The organism is Hoyosella subflava DQS3-9A1, from assembly GCF_000214175.1.
Lineage (GTDB): Bacteria > Actinomycetota > Actinomycetes > Mycobacteriales > Mycobacteriaceae > Hoyosella > Hoyosella subflava.
On the sequence record NC_015564.1, the window covers coordinates 3,757,613 to 3,777,325 of the forward strand.

General features: G+C 62.6%; 21 protein-coding genes. 9 read left to right on the forward strand and 12 right to left on the reverse strand.

Features of this window, described 5'->3' with window-relative positions:
* Positions 1-72: 72 nt before the first annotated feature.
* The gene (locus AS9A_RS17665; RefSeq protein ID WP_013808474.1) at positions 73-1,254 is read right to left on the reverse strand and encodes an ROK family transcriptional regulator; all 1,182 of its coding nucleotides are present in this window, start codon (positions 1,252-1,254) and stop codon (positions 73-75) included.
* Between the two features lie 230 nt (positions 1,255-1,484).
* Between AS9A_RS17665 and zwf the strand changes: the two genes are divergently transcribed.
* From zwf to AS9A_RS17695, 6 genes are all read left to right on the forward strand, one after another.
* Complete coding sequence (zwf, locus tag AS9A_RS17670) at positions 1,485-2,960, forward strand: glucose-6-phosphate dehydrogenase (RefSeq protein ID WP_013808475.1); 1,476 nt, start codon at positions 1,485-1,487, stop codon at positions 2,958-2,960.
* Positions 2,957-4,810: a phosphogluconate dehydratase gene (edd, locus tag AS9A_RS17675; RefSeq protein ID WP_013808476.1), complete on the forward strand. Its 1,854-nt coding sequence runs from the start codon at positions 2,957-2,959 to the stop codon at positions 4,808-4,810. Before zwf ends, edd begins: the two co-directional genes overlap by 4 nt.
* Complete coding sequence (gene glk / locus AS9A_RS17680; RefSeq protein ID WP_013808477.1) at positions 4,807-5,826, forward strand: glucokinase; 1,020 nt, start codon at positions 4,807-4,809, stop codon at positions 5,824-5,826. The genes edd and glk overlap by 4 nt, the downstream gene beginning before the upstream one ends.
* The gene (gene eda, locus AS9A_RS17685; protein WP_013808478.1) at positions 5,823-6,488 is read left to right on the forward strand and encodes a bifunctional 4-hydroxy-2-oxoglutarate aldolase/2-dehydro-3-deoxy-phosphogluconate aldolase; all 666 of its coding nucleotides are present in this window, start codon (positions 5,823-5,825) and stop codon (positions 6,486-6,488) included. Before glk ends, eda begins: the two co-directional genes overlap by 4 nt.
* A 131-nt stretch (positions 6,489-6,619) precedes the next feature.
* Complete coding sequence (locus AS9A_RS17690) at positions 6,620-7,531, forward strand: EamA family transporter (RefSeq protein ID WP_192808159.1); 912 nt, start codon at positions 6,620-6,622, stop codon at positions 7,529-7,531.
* Positions 7,532-7,543: 12 nt separating this feature from the next.
* Entirely contained in the window at positions 7,544-8,224 is a 681-nt protein-coding gene (locus AS9A_RS17695; RefSeq protein ID WP_013808480.1) for a helix-turn-helix transcriptional regulator, read from the forward strand.
* Here AS9A_RS17695 and AS9A_RS17700 read toward each other — a convergent pair.
* The 4 genes from AS9A_RS17700 to AS9A_RS17710 form a co-directional block, all read right to left on the reverse strand.
* A complete protein-coding gene (locus AS9A_RS17700) occupies positions 8,205-8,612 on the reverse strand; it encodes a VOC family protein (protein ID WP_013808481.1) in 408 nt (135 codons plus the stop codon). The genes AS9A_RS17695 and AS9A_RS17700 overlap by 20 nt on opposite strands.
* 49 nt (positions 8,613-8,661) lie before the next feature.
* The gene (locus AS9A_RS17705; RefSeq protein WP_013808482.1) at positions 8,662-9,093 is read right to left on the reverse strand and encodes a nitroreductase family deazaflavin-dependent oxidoreductase; all 432 of its coding nucleotides are present in this window, start codon (positions 9,091-9,093) and stop codon (positions 8,662-8,664) included.
* 4 nt (positions 9,094-9,097) lie between these two features.
* Positions 9,098-9,208 carry a hypothetical protein gene (locus tag AS9A_RS25000; protein WP_148262625.1) on the reverse strand — a complete coding sequence of 37 codons (111 nt, stop codon included), beginning with the start codon at positions 9,206-9,208 and terminating at the stop codon, positions 9,098-9,100.
* A 108-nt stretch (positions 9,209-9,316) separates the two neighbouring features.
* Positions 9,317-9,538 (reverse strand): hypothetical protein, encoded by a 222-nt coding sequence (locus tag AS9A_RS17710; protein ID WP_013808483.1) that lies wholly within the window; start codon positions 9,536-9,538, stop codon positions 9,317-9,319.
* Between the two features lie 213 nt (positions 9,539-9,751).
* Here AS9A_RS17710 and AS9A_RS17715 point away from each other — a divergent pair, with 213 nt between their 5' ends.
* Together AS9A_RS17715 and AS9A_RS17720 are read left to right on the forward strand one after the other, a co-directional pair.
* Positions 9,752-11,197 carry a GNAT family N-acetyltransferase gene (locus AS9A_RS17715; RefSeq protein ID WP_013808484.1) on the forward strand — a complete coding sequence of 482 codons (1,446 nt, stop codon included), beginning with the start codon at positions 9,752-9,754 and terminating at the stop codon, positions 11,195-11,197.
* A gap of 239 nt (positions 11,198-11,436) precedes the next feature.
* Positions 11,437-11,922 carry an RDD family protein gene (locus tag AS9A_RS17720; RefSeq protein ID WP_013808485.1) on the forward strand — a complete coding sequence of 162 codons (486 nt, stop codon included), beginning with the start codon at positions 11,437-11,439 and terminating at the stop codon, positions 11,920-11,922.
* 28 nt (positions 11,923-11,950) lie between these two features.
* Here the strand turns inward: AS9A_RS17720 and AS9A_RS22870 are convergent, their stop codons facing one another.
* From AS9A_RS22870 to AS9A_RS17745, 5 genes are all read right to left on the reverse strand, one after another.
* Positions 11,951-12,478: a hypothetical protein gene (locus tag AS9A_RS22870; protein WP_013808486.1), complete on the reverse strand. Its 528-nt coding sequence runs from the start codon at positions 12,476-12,478 to the stop codon at positions 11,951-11,953.
* A 331-nt stretch (positions 12,479-12,809) separates the two neighbouring features.
* On the reverse strand, positions 12,810-14,177 hold the full coding sequence (locus AS9A_RS17730; protein WP_013808487.1) for a maltokinase N-terminal cap-like domain-containing protein: 1,368 nt from the start codon (positions 14,175-14,177) through the stop codon (positions 12,810-12,812).
* The gene (gene treS / locus AS9A_RS17735) at positions 14,174-15,916 is read right to left on the reverse strand and encodes a maltose alpha-D-glucosyltransferase (RefSeq protein WP_202798227.1); all 1,743 of its coding nucleotides are present in this window, start codon (positions 15,914-15,916) and stop codon (positions 14,174-14,176) included. The genes AS9A_RS17730 and treS overlap by 4 nt, the downstream gene beginning before the upstream one ends.
* A gap of 180 nt (positions 15,917-16,096) precedes the next feature.
* The gene (locus AS9A_RS17740; RefSeq protein ID WP_013808489.1) at positions 16,097-16,912 is read right to left on the reverse strand and encodes a thioesterase family protein; all 816 of its coding nucleotides are present in this window, start codon (positions 16,910-16,912) and stop codon (positions 16,097-16,099) included.
* On the reverse strand, positions 16,899-17,819 hold the full coding sequence (locus tag AS9A_RS17745; RefSeq protein ID WP_013808490.1) for an oxygenase MpaB family protein: 921 nt from the start codon (positions 17,817-17,819) through the stop codon (positions 16,899-16,901). Before AS9A_RS17745 ends, AS9A_RS17740 begins: the two co-directional genes overlap by 14 nt.
* Positions 17,820-17,899: 80 nt before the next feature.
* Between AS9A_RS17745 and AS9A_RS17750 the strand changes: the two genes are divergently transcribed.
* Complete coding sequence (locus AS9A_RS17750) at positions 17,900-18,589, forward strand: TetR/AcrR family transcriptional regulator (protein WP_049793778.1); 690 nt, start codon at positions 17,900-17,902, stop codon at positions 18,587-18,589.
* A gap of 12 nt (positions 18,590-18,601) precedes the next feature.
* On the opposite strand, the gene AS9A_RS17755 is transcribed toward AS9A_RS17750, so the two are convergent.
* Together AS9A_RS17755 and scnC are read right to left on the reverse strand one after the other, a co-directional pair.
* Positions 18,602-18,883 carry a thiocyanate hydrolase gene (locus AS9A_RS17755; RefSeq protein WP_237707969.1) on the reverse strand — a complete coding sequence of 94 codons (282 nt, stop codon included), beginning with the start codon at positions 18,881-18,883 and terminating at the stop codon, positions 18,602-18,604.
* Positions 18,884-18,987: 104 nt separating this feature from the next.
* Entirely contained in the window at positions 18,988-19,695 is a 708-nt protein-coding gene (scnC, locus tag AS9A_RS17760) for a thiocyanate hydrolase subunit gamma (protein WP_013808493.1), read from the reverse strand.
* Positions 19,696-19,713: the final 18 nt, after the last annotated feature.

Consider the following 19,713-nt stretch of genomic DNA (forward strand, 5'->3'; position numbering starts at 1 on the left):
CAGACGCGTGCGTCATTTCCGCTGAGGCTGTCCTGTTACTCGTGCGTTTGCCCGGCCCCGATAGCACCGCACCTACGCGGCGGCTAGCAGCGAATCGACCGCACGCGGTGAGAAAATGTCGTCGAGGATCATCGTCGCGCATGCCGCCACGGAACCCTGACCGTGCAGATCGCTTGCCTCGATGCGCAGTTTCCGCGTGGCCATCGCGGTCGCACGCTGGTAAATGACTTCGCGCATGCCCGCGATTAGGGGCTCGGCCGCATACGCAAGGTCCCCGTCAACGAAGAGCAGTTCTGGATTGAGGAGATTGATCAGACCTGCAGCGACCTCACCGATATGACGGCCTGCCTCACGGATCATTCGCACCGCCGTCGGGTCCCCCGCACGCGCGAGGTCCGCGATATCAAGGGTGCGAGTCACCGGAAGCCCCGCAGCTGCCATTCTCGGTGCGAGCGCCCACCCGGACGCGACCGCTTCGAGACAGTCGATGCCTCCGCATCGACAGAGCGCTCCACCGCCATTGCTGACCTTGATGTGGCCGATTTCGCCCGCCGCGCCCACCGCACCTCGAATGAGTGACCCACGGCAAATCAGGCCCGCACCGATGCCCGTGGAGGCTTTGATGATGATCAGATCGTCGACCTCAGGGTGGCGGCGCCGCTGCTCGAGCGCCAAAGCGTTGACATCGTTGTCGACAGTGATCGGCACCGGGAATTTGGCCGTGAAGTAATCTGGGAAGGGCACGTCGCCCCACCCTTGCTGGACGGGCGGGCTCACGCTCCGGCCGGTGACCACGTCGATCGCGCCGGGCACGCTCAGCCCGATTCCCCGTACGTTTTCTCTACTGAACCCGTTGTCGGTCAGTAACCGTTCGAATCGGGCGACCGCTGCACCAAGAACCGCATCGGGACCGTCGGTGAGGTCCACCATGAGTTCAGCTTCCGCGAGGGGCTTCCCTCCGAGGTCGCAAACCGCGACGATCGTGCGGCTGGCACCGAGCGCACCTGCGAGGACGACGCCGCCGTCAGCGTTAAGTTCAAGGCGTACCGGCGGACGCCCGCCAGTGGAGGCTCCGTCCGCGCGCTCGACAACGAGCCCGCTGGCGAGCAACTGATCAACCCTCGCAGTCACGGCGGTCCGGGAGTGCCCGGTGAGGCGGCCGATATCGCTGCGCGTCAGGGGGCCACGTCTGCGCAGAAGCGCCAGGATCTCGCCCGCGGTCGCGCCCGGCACTACGGACAGCAGCTCCTTCACCTCCAGCTCCCTTCGTCGTCACTACGTTAACCGTTTCCCGCTCAGCAGCCGTGTCGCGGTCGCCGATGGGCGGAACTGAATTCCGGCCTGCTGCGCGACACGACGGGCGGTAGAGGCCCCGACTCACCTAGTAATGTACAAGAAATACATAAGTACTAGCCACATCATACCTAAGTCCTGTAACGTGATGTGCGCCCCCTCACAATCAGTGGCAATTGAGGAGCCCCAACATGCTCACCACGCAACAGGTCGACACGTGCGACATCGTCGTATTCGGCGGCACCGGTGACCTGGCGATGCGCAAGCTCATCCCGTCGCTCTACCAGCGCGATCGCGATGGCCAGCTCACCAGCGACTCACGAATCATCGCCGTGTCCCGCGCGGGTCTTGACGGCCCGGGATACCGGGACAAGGTTGCCGCTGAGCTGCCGCACTTCCTGCCGAAAGACACCTACGACAGCGAGACCGTCGACGCCTTCCTGACGCGGCTTCATCACGTCACACTCGACGTCACGTCCGCGGAGCCGTGGGAAGAGCTCGCCGCTCTCCTCACCGCAGTAGAGGACCGCGTCCGCGTGTACTACCTCGCGAGTGCCCCAAAACTCTTCGGTGGCATCTGCCACCGGCTGCAAGACAACGGACTGGTCAGCCCCCAGTCCCGGGTCGTGCTCGAAAAGCCCATCGGCACAGACCTCGCCTCGGCTCAGCAGATCAACGACGAGGTGGGTGCCGTTTTCTCGGAAGAGCAGATCTTCCGCATCGACCACTACCTGGGTAAGGAAACCGTCCAGAACCTGCTGGTTCTGAGGTTCGCGAACACCCTGCTCGAACCAATGTGGCGCTCGGCCGCAATCGACCACGTTCAGATCACCGTGAGCGAAACAGTTGGCGTGGGGAACCGCATCGGCTACTACGACGGTTCCGGCGCGCTTCGCGACATGGTGCAGAACCACATGCTGCAGCTACTCTGCCTAGTTGCGATGGAACCGCCGAACCACTATGACCGTGACTCTGTACGCGACGAAAAGCTGAAGGTCCTACAGGCGCTCAAGCCTCTGACCGGGCACAATGTTCACCGCAATACAGTGCGCGGGCAGTACGCCCCCGGCAGCATCGACGGCCAGTCCGTCCCCGGCTACTCCGAGGAACTCGAAGGGCAGGCCAGCAACACGGAAACATATGTCGCCCTGAAAGCCGAGGTCAACAGCTGGCGCTGGGCGGGCGTGCCGTTCTATCTTCGCACCGGGAAACGCCTTGACCGTCGCGCCTCCGAAATCGTCGTGCAGTTCAAATCGGTACCGCATTCGATCTTCCCCGCCATTGATGACGAGATGATCCCACCGAACCGCCTGGTCATCCGACTGCAGCCGGATGAAGCCGTCCGCCTGCACCTTGTCACCAAAGCTCCTGGCCCAGGTGGATTGCGGCTGCGCGAAGTACCTCTGAATCTGAGCTTCGCTGAAACCTTCGACGAGCGGCTGCCCGACGCGTACGAACGCCTGCTCATGGATGTTGTGCGTGGTAACCCCATGCTCTTCATGCGCCGCGACGAGGTGGAAGCGGCATGGGAATGGGCAGAGCCCATCCTCACCGCCTGGCAAGAATCACAGCACCTGCCCAAGCGCTACGCCTCCGGCAGCCACGGCCCGGCTGCCGCCACCGCTCTGATCGAGCGGGACGGCCGTACCTGGAACGACGAGGAATGACCTTGACTGTTGACACCACCCCGATCAGCAACACACCCATTAACCCGACAGTTACCGCTGTTACCGAACGCATCGCTGAGCGCAGCCGGGAGACCCGAGCCGCATATCTTGAGCGTATCCGCGCCGCCGCCTCACAAGGGCCTGCGCGCGGGAAGCTCTCGTGCACCAACCTCGCCCATGGTTTCGCCGCGGTTGAGCCAGTCGGCAAGGACCTGCTTCGGCGTAGCTTCAAGCCGAACATCGCCATCGTGTCCTCGTACAACGACATGCTGTCGGCACATAAACCTTTCGAGTCGTACCCGCGGCGGATCAAAGAAGCCGTGATCGATGGTGGCGGCATCGCCCAGTTCGCGGGTGGCGTGCCTGCGATGTGCGACGGCGTCACCCAGGGACGCGCAGGCATGGAGTTGTCCCTCTTCAGCCGCGACGTCATCGCTATGTCCACCGCGATCGCGTTGTCACATGACATGTTCGACGGTGCGCTGATGCTCGGCGTCTGCGACAAGATCGTGCCCGGCCTCGTGATCGGGGCGCTCTCCTTCGGCCATCTGCCGACGATCTTCGTGCCCGCCGGACCAATGACGTCTGGCCTTCCGAACACGGAGAAAGCACGTGTGCGGCAGCTTTACGCGGAAGGCAAGGTCGGCCGCGAGGCGCTGCTCGAAGCCGAGGCCCAGTCGTATCACGGTGAAGGCACCTGCACGTTCTTCGGCACCGCAAACTCGAACCAGCTGCTGATGGAGGTCATGGGCCTGCACCTGCCTGGTGCGAGCTTCGTGAACCCGGGCACCCCGCTGCGCGACGCGCTGACCGAGGCGGCCGCGAAACGGGTTGTCAAACTGACCGCGGGTGGTGACGAGTTCACACCGATCGGCGAGGTCGTCGACGAGCGCGCCGTCGTCAATGGTGTGGTCGCGCTCCTCGCTACGGGCGGCTCCACCAATCACACGATGCATCTTGTCGCGATGGCCGCTGCTGCTGGGATCGATCTGCGCTGGGACGATTTCAGCGCATTGTCCGATGTGGTTCCGCTGCTCTCCCGGATTTACCCCAACGGCAGCGCGGACGTGAACCATTTCCACGCTGCGGGCGGCATGCCGTACCTGATTGGTGAGCTGCTTGACGCAGGTCTGCTCCATGCGGACGTCAAGACCGTCGCCGGTGGCGGGCTTGAAGCGCGTTACCGCAGTGAACCCACACTCGAAGAAGGAACGCTGACATGGCGGGAGGGCCCGCGGGACAGTCTCGACAAGCAGGTCCTTAGAAGTGCAGGTGACCCATTCTCGCCTGACGGCGGTTTGCGAATGCTCACCGGCAACCTGGGCAAGAGCGTCATCAAGGTGTCGGCCGTTAAAGCGGAGCACCGGGTAGTGAAGGCGCCCGCTGTCGTGTTCGACGATCAGGACGATTTCCTCACGGCGTTCAAGGCGGGCGAACTCGAGAAAGACTTCATAGCAGTGATCCGATTCCAGGGGCCGCAGGCAAACGGCATGCCGGAACTCCACAAGCTCACGCCGACGCTCGGCGTTCTGCAGGACCGTGGATTCGCGGTCGCGCTCGTCACCGACGGACGCATGTCCGGAGCTTCGGGAAAGATCCCCGCAGCAATTCACGTCACACCTGAAGCTGCAGCGGGTGGTCCACTTGCACGAGTGCTCGACGGAGATGTTGTCGAACTCGATGCGGAAGCCGGGACGATCACCGTCCTCACAGAAGATTTTGATCAGCGCGTGCCCGCCGAATTGGCCGACAGCACGACCTTCGGCACCGGGCGAGAACTCTTCGCCGCCCTTCGAGGTGCAGTGGGAACAGCTGATCGTGGAGCTAGTGTTTTTGGAGCAGCCCTATGACTTCGATCCCTTCAATCGAATCCCCCTGGCTCGTCGCCGATATCGGCGGGACCAACGCGCGGTTCGGTGTCGTCACTGAGCCCGGCGGTCGTCCCCACCAGGTCAAAAGCCTCACTGGGGCGGACTACCCGGACCTCGCCTCCGCGATCGAGACGTACATGGCTACCACTAGCGGCGTAGGCCGCCCTACAGTGGGCGGCGTGGCAGTCGCGGGTCCCGTCAGCGGTGACCGTTTCCGGCTGACGAACGCATCGTGGGATTTCTCTGTGAACGCGACGAAACAAGCGCTGAGTTTTAGGCACCTCGCGCTGATCAATGACTTCAGCGCGCTCGCTCTCGCGGTGCCGTATCTCGATCACAACGCGGTCGTCCCGCTCGGTGGAGGCGAACGCAACACGGACCTCCCCGTCGCTGTGATCGGCCCCGGGACAGGTCTCGGTGTCTCGGGCATCGTGCCGCATCAGGGCATGTGGATTCCCCTCGCCACCGAAGGTGGCCACGTGACCCTCCCGGTCGAGACGGACCTCGAGGCACAGATCGCCGCACTGCTTCGACGCCGGTTCGGCCGCGTCAGCGCTGAAACCGTGCTGTGCGGTGTCGGCCTGACCCGGCTGTACCACTGCATCGCAGCGATCAGGGGTGCAGAGTCGGTCATCATCTCGCCTGCGGACGTGTGCGCACGCGGCAGATCGGGCGCAGACCCTATCTGTGTGGAGACACTCCAGGTATTCTGCGCAATGCTGGGAAACTTTGCTGGCAACGTCGCACTCACCGTGGGTGCGCGCGGCGGGGTACTGATCGGCGGCGGGATTCTCCCGAGGATGCGTGACGTTCTCCAGCACAGCGAGTTCCGTGCGCGATTTGAAAACAAAGCCCCCATGACGGGATACGTGTCCGCGATCTCCACCGAGCTGATCATCGCGGACTCACCTGCACTACTTGGCGCAGCCCAGTGGATAACCCAGTGGCTGGCTCAGGAACTGACCCCCACCACCTCTGAAGGAGCCCTGGTATGACCGTGCCATCGACACCCACGATGCCCTCCCTGGGGACACCCCCCGCCGTGAGCTTGCTCGATATCTCCCCCGTCATCCCGGTGGTTGTCCTCAACCATCCGGACGAGGCGGTGCCGCTCTCGCGAGCCCTCATCGACGGCGGTATCGGAACGATTGAGGTGACACTCCGTTCGGAGGCCGCGCTACCAGGGATTGAGCGCATCGCAGCGGAGGTGCCTGAGATGCTCGTCGGTGCGGGCACCATTCTCAACCCGGCAGACGTCCGCAACGCCGTCAATGCAGGGTCCCAGTTCCTTGTCAGCCCCGGTAGCACATCTCGGCTGCTCGCCGCGATGAGTGACAGTGGTGTGCCGCACCTGCCTGGCGTTTCGACGCTGTCCGAGATGATGACGCTGCTTGACCGTGGCATCACGGAGATGAAGTTCTTCCCGGCGAAAGCCGCAGGCGGGCACGCTTATCTGAGTTCCGTGGCGGGGCCACTGTCTCAGGTTCGCTTCTGCCCGACCGGCGGAATCACGCCGCTCACCGCCCGTGACTACCTGGCTTTGCCGAACGTGGGGTGTGTCGGCGGTACGTGGCTGGCTCCGAAGAACGCCGTCGCGAATGGTGATTGGGCAAGGATCACCGAACTCGCAGCACAGGCGTCGAGCATGGCTGGCTGAGAACCTGGCTTTTCCCGACTAGCCAGGAATCGGGTGCATGACGCAGTAGCGTCATGCACCCGACTTCTGTCTGGGCTCACCGGCGAGTGCGGTGCATGGCGTTGAGTTAAACGGGAAGGTATACCTCTGTGATGGCCTCTGCCCGGGCGACCCCGGTCGCACCACCAAAGCACAGCCGCGCGCGTGCGACGGATATTCTGCTGACGCTCATCGCCCCGGTCACCTGGGGTACGACGTACGTCGTTACGACTGAGCTACTGCCACCAGATCGCCCCCTGCTCGCGTCGCTGCTCCGTGCCCTGCCAGCGGGCGTGCTGCTGCTGGCCATTACCCGAGAGCTGCCGCGCGGTGACTGGTGGTGGAAAGCCGCCGTACTGGGGACCCTCAATTTTGGCGCGTTCTTCCCCTTGTTGTTCTTTGCCGCGTACCGGCTTCCCGGTGGGGTTGCGGCGACGATCGCCGCGGTGCAGCCGCTCGTGGTCCTCGCAGTCGCTTACTTCGTACTCAGGGCCCGGCCGTCAGGATGGGCGCTGGGTGCTGCGCTAGCGGGCGTCGTTGGCGTAGGACTACTGGTACTCACCGCTTCGGCGACGCTCGATCCACTGGGCATCATCGCGCAGATCACCGGAATCACCATGATGGGCACCGCGATCGTGCTTGCCAAGAGATGGGGCCGGCCCGCGGGAACGTCCATGCTGTCGATAGCTGGCTGGCAGATGACGATCGGGGGCGTGATGCTCATTCCCGTGGCACTGGTCTTCGAAGGCCTCCCCTCCTCACTCAGCGGTGCGAACGTGCTCGGGTACACCTATCTCACGCTTGTCGGTGGCGCCCTCGCATACGTGTTCTGGTTCAGGGGCATCGAACGGCTTCCGTCAACGTCGGTTGTGTTCCTCGGATTGGCCAACCCGATGACCGCCACACTCGCGGGGCTCTTTCTTCTGGGCCAGACGCTCACGTCATGGCAAACGCTTGGTTTCGTCATCGCACTCGCCGCCATGGTGACGTCCCAGATCACGCCGCAGGCATCTCGCCGCACGTGAGATCCTGTAGGCGTGTATACAGAGCGCCGGTCGACCATTCGCCATGCGGTGGTGTGGTCGGCGTCATCACCCGAAAGTGAAGACCAGCTGGTGCTGCCGGACGGCTGCATGGACCTGCTGTGGCACGACGATCAATTGTTCTTCGCCGGACCAGATACCCACGCCTATGCCACCACCTGGACTGCCTCGGAGTGGGTTGGCATCCGGTTCGCCTGCGGCCAGGGACGGCTGGTCGCCGGAATACCGGCTGCTGAGCTCCGCGATACACGCATCACGATCGACGCACTCCTGCCCGCGGCCGAGGCCAGGCAACTCAGCGAACGGGTCGCCGAAGCCACCGACCCCGGAGTTGCACTGGAAAAGATCACTGCGGAGCGACTCTCTGTCGCGCCACACTCGGACGGGCTCGCGGAGCGCATGTACACCATGCTGTCTCGGGGTTGGCCGGTCGCGGACGTAGCCCATCACACTGGTCTCAGTTCGCGCCAGCTGCACCGGCGAAGTATCGATTCTTTTGGTTATGGACCGAAGACCCTTGGCCGAATCCTTCGGCTGAATCGCGCGCTGGACCTCGCCCGCGCCGGGATGCCGCCCAGCGTGGCCGCAGCAAGATCCGGCTACGCGGACCAAGCCCACTTTGCGCGCGACGCCCGCTCGCTGACCGGCCAGACCGTCACGTCTCTGCTGAAATAGCGGGAAGCGGCGCGTAGAGATCCACGCCGTTGCCGTCAGGGTCGTTGATGACGGCATAGCGCTGCCCCCAGAATGCGTCCCAGGGCGCCATGTGGCTCTTGTAGCCAGCGTCAACGAGATCCTGATAGGCGGAATCGACGTCGCTGGGGCTTGCACATTCGAACGCGAGACCTACCTGACCATGCCCGGGCGGCTCCCAGCCTGGGTCGAAAGTACGAATGGTGGCGATGTCATCCCACGCGAGACGAATGCCGCCCGCGAGTTCAAACTCCACATGTGGCTGAGAGTCTGCATCTGCAGGGATGTCCAGGCCCAGTTGCCGATAGAACGCCAGGGAGCGGCTCATGTCCGATACGACAAGGGCAATCACATTCAAACGCGGTTTCATGAACCCACCGTATGACCGCGTAGGGGATGCGTCTTGAATGTTTCGGACGTCAGTTCCGAACTAACGCGACAACCGGGATCGTGCGCGACGTCTTGGTTGTGTATTTATCGTAGTCGGGCCAGAACTCTGACATCGCACGCCAATTGCGCTCACGTTCTTCACCTTCGAGCAATTGCGGCGTCACTCGGAACTTGTCCTTACCCAGCTCGACCCAGCCCTCACCTCTGTCCCGAAGATTCAGGTACCACGCCGGATGGGTGTCACTCCCGCCGAATGATGCGATGACGATAAGCCGGTCACCGTCTCGCCCGAAGAAGAGGGGCGTTGTTCGCTCTTTACCTGACTTGCGCCCCACCGTGGTGAGGAGGAGCTGCTCATTCCCCATGAACTTCGATGTTCCACCCGACCTGCGGAAACGCCACGTTTCAACTTTGGCCCCCACGCGCATAACCAACTTGAAGACTCCACCGTGCTCGGTCATGTGCTCAGCGTATCCGGCTCCGGCTCTGACTCTGGGATGCTCCCGCCAGGTAATTCGCTCCCCAGTCGTCGAGCATCTGAACGAGCGTAACGAGAGTGTGGCCAAGCTCCGTCAGTGAGTAACCCGGTCTTCAGGCAGGCTGACTTTGGGCGCGCCGGAGCGCGGGGCGCCACAGTCAGTGACCAGTCGCACAACCCGGACGGGCGACCTCGCCTAGCAACCCTCAGTAGTGGAAGAGGATATAAGGCGAATTAAGGAAACCGAGACAGTTCAATCGCCACTGCCCCGCCATGAGGTGCTCGTGCATGCCCATCAGGCATTCACCTTGGGTTGGGTACACGTGAAATCCCACACCTGGATGCGCCGAAGCGGTCGGTGCAGCCGCCAACGAGATCCCGGCTGCCATCAACACGGACGCGGCCAGCACCGTTGCCCTGCGTTTCATCGCTCCTCCTCGCGCAAGTACGAACCAAGCCGGATGACCCCTCACGTCGCGGACCATTCAGAAACGGCCTGACACCCTCCATTAGACCTGCCGGGTGACGTGGCGCACAATCCCCTAGTTTCAGGGCCCTGCCTGAATCCGCAGAACCTCAGGCGTTTCGATGCCTAAACGAGTACCTTCACGTCTATGGCGACAAACGGGTCATGACCGTAGATGAAGATTCACATCGATGGGACTGACGGCTCACTCACCGCTGTTGGTGCAGCGGTCCGCGCAATGGCCACTACCGCAGGTCTGCGCGAGGACTACGCAACGCGCTTTCGTGTAGTCGTTGAGGAACTAGTCCGCGAAGCGCTGACCCGTGAATGTGAAACCGATCAACCGGATGTCCAGGTCGCGGTGCTTGCGGAATCCGGCACACTCACCGTGACGGTCACAGATCAGGGCCTGCCCATGACCGGCGCACAGGCGCGCGCAGCACCCTCGCGCCGACTAGCGGCGCTGGGGTTCGTTGACGAACTCCACATCGCAAGCCACGGGCACGAAGGAAACGTGGCCTCCTGCTCGATCCGTGTCGCCACCGCGAATATGCGCTACAGCGGGGCAGTCCTCGATGATACGTCGCAGCGGGTATCGGATGAGGAAGCGGAATCGATCGTCATCCGCCGCATGACGCCCGCAGACGCCGAGGGACTCGTCCAATGCATCTACCGCTGCTACGGCTACACGTATAAGGACACCACCCTTTACGAGCCACGACACATCACGCACCTGCTGCGACGCGGACTGATGCACTCAGTAGTCGCCGCGAGCCCCGAGCGGGGCATCGTCGGCCACGCGGCGCTGTTCGTCCAGCGCGAAGGCGACCCGGTGCCAGAGTCCGGCAAGCTTGTCGTTGACCCGCGCTACCGCGGCCGCCACTTAGCCGAACGAATGGCAGCGCTCCGGCTCGACATCGCCCGTGAAGAGGCCCTCCCCGGCGTGTGGGCTCAAGCGGTGACAAATCACCCCGGCAGCCAGAAGGAAGTCATCCATCTCGGCGGCCTCGAGGTGGGTGTTCTCATTGGCGCGTCACCCGCCACGGTGACCATGGCCGACTTAGAGAACATCAATCAGGGACGCCGGACTCTGATCGCGATGTACACCCCACTCCATTCGCGTGCCCGTATTCTGCATCCTCCCGACCAGCTTGGTGACCTGATCACCGAGCTCACCACCTCGGCTCAACTCGAACGCAGCGTCGACAGCAGCTCGTCACTGCCGACTGGACGTGCCGGGCGGACGAAAGTTCGCGTAATGGCCGTCCCCAGCACTGCCACCGCCTATATTCGGGTAGCGCAGGTCGGTCCAGACGCCGGCAGTCGAATCGCGGAGGAACTGGACGGGCTCAACGCTTTTGATCTCGCGGTCACCTACCTTGACCTCCCGCTGACCGATGCCGCCGCTGGCGCGCTAGCGACAGAACTCGAGCGCCTGGGTTTCTCCTTCGCAGCGTGGCTTCCTGACTTCGCCCCCAGTGGCGATGTCCTTCGCCTGCAGCGCATCGGCAGCCACCCAGTTGACGTCGAACACGTTCGTTGCGCACGCGAGGAAGGCCAGCGAATATTCGATTTCGCTGTCTCGGAGTGGCGCCGTGTCCGCCGGGGTGGACTGGTATGAGTTCCGGTAGGGCACCTTTCCCAATTTGTGGAATAAGGAAAACATTGCGGATTCCGATCGAGCAATTCAAACCCTAGCCTCGCATAATAGGAATGAACGACACCAAGTGCTATTTGCGGTAGCGGGCCATTCTTGTGGCGTCATGCCGTCGTCTGGTACTACTCTCAGCGAGAGGCACTCGCAAATGCCCCAACATTGAACGAGACCAATAACACACAACTGAGGCAAGGTGAATCACCGTGAGTACTGGCGGATACGATCCGGAAACCAACCCGCAGTTCACTGGCTCTGGATTCGGGACCAAACCAGCCGGAGTCGCGCCTCGCGGTATCGCGCGCCTCATCGACTGGGTGATAGCGGGGATCCTCGGCGCCATAGTCTTCTGGCTCCTCCGCCAAGGCGGCGAAGTCCCGGCCTGGGCGGCACTTCTCCCCGGCGCTGGATTCGGGTTTCTCTATTTCTTGGTGTTCGAAGTGACGACAGGCTCGACACCCGGCAAGAAAATCCTTGGACTGCACGTCATGGGTTCCGGCGGCCGCTCGAAACCCAGCCTGAAAGAATCCGCGGTCCGCAACGCCTACATGCTGCTGAATCTCATTTCCTTCGTCGGCTCGCTGCTGTGGCTTATCGCCGTGGTGGCGATCGGTTTCACAATCAGCACGAGCTCCGCGAAACAAGGCTTCCACGACCGCATCGCCGGCGGCACACAGGTCGTCAAGAAATAGGGGTCGTCAAGAAATTGGGCAGGCGGGTTCAGTGGAAGCTGACGTGCACGTGGTCGAAATGATTCTCAGTCGCTGAACCACGGTCTTCCATCTGCTGCCACTCGCCACCTGGGTAACGAATGCGCTGACGCCAAATTACGTACGAGACCCCAAACTGCCCAGCGTGCGCGAGCGCATAATCGGCGATCGCGTCACCCACGTCGCTACTGATCATGAAGTCGACAGCACGGCCGTGACCGTGATCACCCCCGTCGCCTGGCCGCAAGCCACCGAACGCAGTTACTTGAGGAAACAGCGCGCACACCGCACGGTAGACCATCGCCGCGTTCGCGGTCAGACCCAGACTCTCTGCCGAGCCGAAAGGGCATTCCCGCAGGGCGATATCGACTGGGGACGGTGGCGGCGGCGGGGGCGGAAGAACCTCCGGAAGCACCGGAGGCGCTATCGTCCTCGGCACGAAAGTCTGTGCAGCCTCGAGGGCGAGTATGCCGACCGTGGCACGTTCGCTGGACATGGGTGCGGGAGCTTCAGCGACTGCCACATTGGTCGATGCCAAAACAATTCCCAGGGCTACCGCTACTTGTCCGCGCATCCTTGCTAAAGGGAGCCGGTGCATTTCCACGTCATGTCCTTTCGAGGCCAAATCGCTTCCAGAACATACGTACTGCTTGAGGGAAATGCAAAGTTGATCTTTGTTGGTGAATTTCGGGCGGCACTCGATATAATTAGGTGCTGACCAGCTTTTTCCTGCTAATGACAAGCACGATTGGAGCGTCCTGCTATGCGACGAGGATCACCTATAACGGTTCGATATCCTCGCAATTGGGCGCCCGCTTGCGCCACGCATAGGGACGTGAATAATCCGCCTCAGCAGCGGCAGGAATCGGTCAGTTCGCAGTCAGTCTGGCGAGTGCGCTCAGCGGGATCGGCAGCCAGCTTGGCCGGTTCTGCTGCTCATACCCCACCTCGTAGACGACCTTGTCCAGTTCAAATGCACGCAGTTCGGGGGGACGCTCGCGCAGGTCGCGTGTATCGCCACCCGCGGCTGTGTAGCCCTCACAGAACGCCCCGCAGTTGCGTTCCACCCACTCCTCGGCCCGGACTTCGCGCTGGTGCTCACCGCGCGCACCGCCCTCACCAACATGAAGGTGGTGGGCCGCGTAGTCGAAGGAACGCAGCATCCCCGCAACATCGCGAAGCGGGCTCCCCAGTGCCGACCGGTCCGCAAGGGTCGCTGCGGGCTCTCCTTCGAAGTCGATGAGCACCCACCCGGACGTGGTGCGCAGAACCTGCCCCAAGTGCAGATCACCGTGGATTTGCTGCAGAATCAGCGGGGTTGCGTTTAGTTCATCGAACGCCGCACGCACCGTGGTTTCGTGCTCGGCGATCTTCGGCACCTGCTCGAGCACCTTATCGAGGCGGGCGTGCATCGACGCCACCATATTCGCGACCTGTTCGGGACTCGCGGCGCTACTCCCCCCGGCACGTGCAAGATCGGCGTGCACTGCCGCTACGGCAGCGCCCAGGCGGCGCGATTCACCAGCGAAATCACCGCCGACTTCCGAAGCATGTAAATCTCCCTCAGCCATCAAGTCCCGCACGCTCGCGCTCGCCGCAGCCCAGCCCTCTGTAGCGTCGGGCAAATACTGCTGCAGGAAACCGAGAACCGTGTCTCGCGACTGAATGCTGCCCAGCGGCGCGGCAATATGGCGGCTGCCCGCGGCATGCAGCAGTCGGTGCAGCTGAAGATCGCGTTGCATGCCAGGACGCGGCCGACGGTACAGCTTGAGAATGTACGCGTCGCCGAATATCAGCGACGTATTGCTTTGCTCCGCGCCGACACTCCTGGGGCGCAACCCGGTCTTCAGCCCCGTGTTCGGCCCGGTACCAGGCTCGGGGGCGAAGACCACGCCGTGGCGGTCCGCCCGGGCAGCGAAGAAGTCCAGCAGCGGCGCCAGGAGCGTTGGGTCCGCGGAGGCATCGAATGCAGCGAGGTCACCGACGTTGCCGATCACCTCGATATGCTCTGCAGGCTCGCTCGCCAGGCCGATCAGTAGTTGATAAGTCTCGGCGATATCCTGTTGCCGTACGGTCACCAAAGCGTGTACCACTCCGGGATCGCCGTCTTCCAGCCACACTGAAGTCTGGGGTTCGACGGCATCGATCGAGCGGTGTTTGCTGGCGAACCAGCGCTGCCGTGGCAGCCATTCGCGCAACGGCTCCGCCAGTGAGGTCACGATCTCATCGGCTTTCACTGCGCGTCGCCACCCTCGACTGCATCAGTGACCTGGAACCAGTAGAAGCCGTGGCCCGGAAGGGTCAACAGGTACGGAAGCTCCCCGATCACGGGGAATCGCACGCCACCGGTGAGTTCAGTGGGCTGCCGACCCGCGTATCTGGAAAGGTCCAGTTCTACGGGCTGAGGGAACCGTGACAGGTTGTTCACGCACAACACCAGATCGTCCCCGTCGGCCGGATCGTTGTAGTGACGCAAGTACGCGAGGACGCTTGGGTTCGAGGAGCCAAGCTCGATGAACTCACCCAATCCGAAAGCGTGGTGCTGGCGCCGAATCTCAAGCATGCGGCGCGTCCAGTACAGCAGGGAGGACGCATTGTTCAGCTGCGCCTCGACGTTGACGCTCTGGTAGCCATAGACGGGGTCCGCGATAGGCGGGAGATACATGCGCCCAGGGTTGCAAGTCGAGAAACCGGCATTGCGATCCGGAGTCCACTGCATGGGCGTGCGGACCGCATCCCGGTCCCCGAGCCAGATGTTGTCACCCATGCCGATCTCGTCGCCGTAGTACAGAACCGGAGATCCTGGCAGCGACAACAACATCGCGGTGAACAACTCCATCTGATTGATGTCGTTGTCGAGCAGCGGCGCAAGCCGCCTGCGGATGCCGATGTTGGCCTTCATCCGCGGGTCTGTGGCGTACTCGGAGTACATATAGTCACGCTCGTCGTCGGTGACCATCTCCAGCGTCAGCTCGTCGTGGTTGCGCAGAAAGATCCCCCACTGCGCCCCAGCAGGAATGGGCGGCGTCTGTGCCAGGATCTCCGAAATCGGATAGCGCGATTCCCGGCGGACGGCCATGAAGATGCGCGGCATGAGTGGGAAGTGGAACGCCATGTGGCACTCGTCGCCGCCCACGGCGGGGTCGCCGAAGTACGCGACAACGTCGGACGGCCACTGGTTGGCCTCCGCAAGCAGCACCCTTCCCGGGAATTCGTCGTCGACCACCTTCCGGCAGTGCTTGAGGAACTCATGCGTGCGCGGCAGATTCTCGCAATTCGTCCCCTCCTCTTCGAACAGATACGGGACCGCATCCAGCCGGAAACCGTCGATGCCGAGGTCAAGCCAAAACCTCAGGACATCGATCATCGCCTCACCGACCTCGGGGTTCTCATAGTTGAGGTCGGGCTGATGCGAGAAGAACCGGTGCCAGTAGAACTGACCGCGAACGGGATCGTATGTCCAGTTCGACGACTCCGTGTCGACGAAGATTATCCGCGCGTCGGGATACCCCGTGTCAGTGTCGGACCACACGTAAAAGTCGCCGTACGGACCGTCCGGATGATTGCGCGATTCCTGAAACCAGGGGTGAGCGTCCGAGGTGTGGTTGAGCACGAGGTCAGTGATGATCCGGATATTGCGCCGATGCGCATGCTCAAGGAGGTAGACGAAGTCATCGACGGTGCCGAACTCGGGGAGCACGGCACGGAAATCGGAAATGTCGTAGCCACCATCACGCAGGGGCGATGCGTAGAAGGGCGGCAGCCACAAGCAGTCGACGCCTAGCCATTGCAGGTAGTCAAGCTTGTCGACCAGGCCCCGCATGTCGCCGGTGCCATCGTTGTTGGAATCGTGGAACGCGCGGACCAGTACCTCGTAGAAGACCGCGGTTTTGTACCACTCGGGTTCGCGTTTCGCCTCTCTCGCATGTGCGAACTCGTTGGCCTGCGGCTCAACCAGATGGCCGTCGTCAGTCATTTCCTCGCCGGTATGCGGAACACCCTCGAGTCCCAGGGCCGCATCGGGGCGTCGTTCGTGCGTTGGGATTGCCATCGCGGCACCGACTTCCCTTGATCGTTTCGCGGTCTCCCCCTACGTTGCTACCCAATCGCACGCACCGCAAGCATCTTGTGAAACATGCCGGATTCGCACTGATACCTACGCTCGTGCCCGCGCACGTTCGTCCACGAACAGCGATTGGCTCCCTCGAGCGACCGGACCGGCTATGTCGTGGATTCGCGAGTGCGCAACCCCCGTCCCCTGACCGCCAAGCGTGGTGGTGGCTTCCAGCGCAACCCAACTGCCGACGGGTTCACGTTCAAGACTGATCGTGAGGTCGGAGTTCATGAAAACATGTGTCTCGTAGGAAACTTTCTGGCTGATGCCGTGCGCCCAGTCGGCGAGGGCCGTAAGTGTTTGCAGTGGCGTTGGGTCTTCACCAGCCACCAGCGGCCGGGTCATCGTGAGCCACGCAGTCGAGGGGCCAAGATTCCAGTCCCCGTGGACGAACCTGAGCTCCACAGCACCCGTGAACGCGCGCGGGTCAAGAAAACTTGGCATAGCGGAGATCGGGCAGTCGCCGGGCGGTGGAAGTGGTGTCTCGGCCGGAGCCGGCATAGCGCCGGCAACCGGGTCGGCAGACTGGCTACGTCGCATTCGCAGCGCGCTTGCGCGTGCTACGACCTCACCGTCCACGATTGCCGTGGCGGCGCAGGCTTGGATGCGGGCACCCGGACGGGTCACCTTCGCTGCGACCTCGACAACTGCCATTGGAGCCGGACGAAGCAACTCGATAGTGATCCGGGTCCACAGCATTGGAACTGGGTGCGGCAGACGTTCTAAGGCACGAACAAGGACAGCTTCGAGTGCGCTGCCGTGGATGCTCCCGCCGTCCCACGGGCCGCGGGCCAGCAGCGTGGGCCGGAGAAGCGTGCCGTCGAGTTCGAAAACCGCGCACGGGTCACTGGGCAACATCGATCTGTTCTTCGACGTAGTGGTTGCTGATCGATGGGGCGATCCCGATCGCCGCACCGTGCGCCGCGTATTCCTGATTCGACGCCCAATTACGTCTGACGATCGTCCCTGATACGGAGCGCAGTTGCCGGGGCATCAAGCGGTCAACGCGACGCACAATGCTGGCGAAAGCTCGCAACCGGACCTCGTCAGCGTGAGTCCAGTCCGCGCCGAGAGTCTCCCGAAGTGCGGGTGGCAAAGTACCCACGGTAACGAAGGTTGCAAGCGGACCGACTACGCAGTAACCGATCGGGGCCCACAACCAGCCGGGGACTCGCGGCGGAGCGGGCGGGTGGCGTAGCACGCCGAGCAGTTCCCGGGCCGTGGGGTGATTGACGAGTCGGCGCATCGCTACTTCGTCGAGCCAGGCGACATGCGCTGCATGGTTTGCAGGCAGTGCGCGCTCCGGAATGCCGAAGGCAATTCCTGCGCGTTTCCAGGAACGGAAGACCTCTTCACGCTGCGAATCGGTCAGCGGTTCCCCAAATAGGTCCGCCGCCGTCTCACTGGCGTAAACGGCGGAAGCCAGCACCAGCCAGGAGGCTTCGGGGTCCCACGCGTGGTAGCGCCGGCCAGTATGGTCGACGCCCTGAATGCCGCGATGCAGTGCTCGCAGGTTGCGGCTGTACTCCCCCGCCTGTTCGCCCATGACGACCATGCTGAGCACAGGCCACACTGAGCGACGGAATCTTCCCCACGGGTCAGTCCTGTAGGTCGAGTACTGCCCTACACCTGCACCAATCACCGGATGGCAGACCTGTAGCAGTAGCCCCGTTCCAACGAGCAAAAGGAACCGCCAGTCGGTAGCGAGTTCCTCTGCGATCGTCGTCGAAGGCTTCCGCACCGGCCGCTTCAGCACTGACAACATTGACAGTCCCCTCATTAGTGGTAACGCTCGTTTCCAGAAGAGAATAACACTTCTGGAAACGCATGTGTCACCATTGGGGTGTGGCCATCCAAAAGCGAACCTACGCCGGAGTCCCCGGCGCCGATCGCTCCCAGCAACGACGCACACAGCTCATCGAGGCTGGACTGGAACTCATGGGATCCCAAGGTGTGGCAGCGACGACCGTCCGGGGAGTTATCAGCCAATCCGGTGTCTCGCCGAAGTACTTCTATGAGCACTTCACCAGCGTCGACGAGTTGCAGGTCGCCGTATTTGACGCAGTGATTGCCGAGGTGGAGCAGCTAGCCCTCGCCGCGCTCGCAAGCGCGCCGCGCAATGCCCGCAGCCGGATCCGAGCGGTACTCGCCGCCATAACCGATCTGCTACTCACAGATCCGCGGAAAGGCCGCATCCTGCTCACAGAGGCGATCACCACGCCGGTGCTAGCTACTCGTCGCCTCGCAGAAGTCACCCGGTTCTCTGGTCTCCTTGCCCACCACTCACGAACAGTCTGGCAGGGGCTCGCACACTACGAATCGACAGTGCTCACAACCTCACATTTCGCCGTCGGCGGATATGCCGAAACTCTTGCATGGGTGCTCGAAGCTGGCGCCGACGTCGACCGTGCGCAACTTGTCGATGAGCTCACCGAACTCCTGCTGGGCACAGGAGATGCTTTTGCGCGAATTGTGCGACACCAGCGCGGCCAATCAGGTTCCGCCCCCGCGACCGCTGACGCGGGACGAACGTGACGTGCCGCGTTGTTACGCCTCCAGTCTGGCCCGGATGCTCGCCAGTCTTTCCTGAAGTTCCGCCTCACTGATGAGGCCGCGCACCACGAGGGAATGCGCTAACGCGACGAGCTGATTCTCGGGATACGGCAGGCTGGAATACGACGATTCGGATAGGGCATCTTCCTCATCGCGTCGTTCTTTGAAATTGGGGACGCTCGTATCGCACGCGGCGTGGTCGAGAGCGTCGCACATGCCGTCGAGGCTGGTCTTCCACGGCGGCACAGGATTAGTGACGCCATACTTAGCGGCCATGCGCGGCCAGACCTGATTCCGTTCCACGATGCTTTTCAGTGGCGCGATATCGACATCGCTGATTGAGCGCGGTTCGTTCGGCGTACTCACGTGTGACTGCTCCGTCAGTTGGCTGGGTGGATAGCTGGACGGGTGTCGGTGATGACGTTCGTCGTTACGCCAGGCTTGGGCAGCGCAACCCCGATCAGGCAGTCGCGTGTGACAATTTCCGCGAGCTGGTCTTCGTCCCATCCGTCGGTCCCCTCCGGACGGAGCGGCATCACCATAAATCGGTGCTTCTGGTTGGAGTCCTGCACGCGGATCGCAATATCATCGGGCAGATACAGTCCGAACTCGGCGAGCACCTGGCGCGGCCAGCGAACCAGACGCCGCCGATAGTTAGGTGTGCGATACCACTCGGGTGAATTGCCAAGAATCGGTCGCGGGTAGCACGAGCACAGTGCGCAGACGATCACATTGTGCAGTGTTGGTGTGTCCTCGAGGATCTCAAACGCGGTGAAGTCGCTCGGCGTGCCGAAGCCGGTGGGTTCCATCCAGTCCACACCGACTTCTTTACTGGCGGCCATCGGGTCGGTGAGCGCGAGCGTTTTGAAGTCGGGGTCCAGCCACGCCCGGGCAACCAGGTTCGCGGCCGGCGTGGGGCCGATCTGCTCGGCGAACTCGGTGAACCGACGATGCTCCTCGGCGGTGAAAATGCCCTTCTCAATGCACAGTTCGCGCAGGGCGATCTCCAGGACTTCGAAGTCGGTTATTTCGTCCACCATTGGCGCAACAGTGCGCTCGTGATCGTGATCATGATCGTGGCCGCTCATGGGATCCCTTTCTGACGA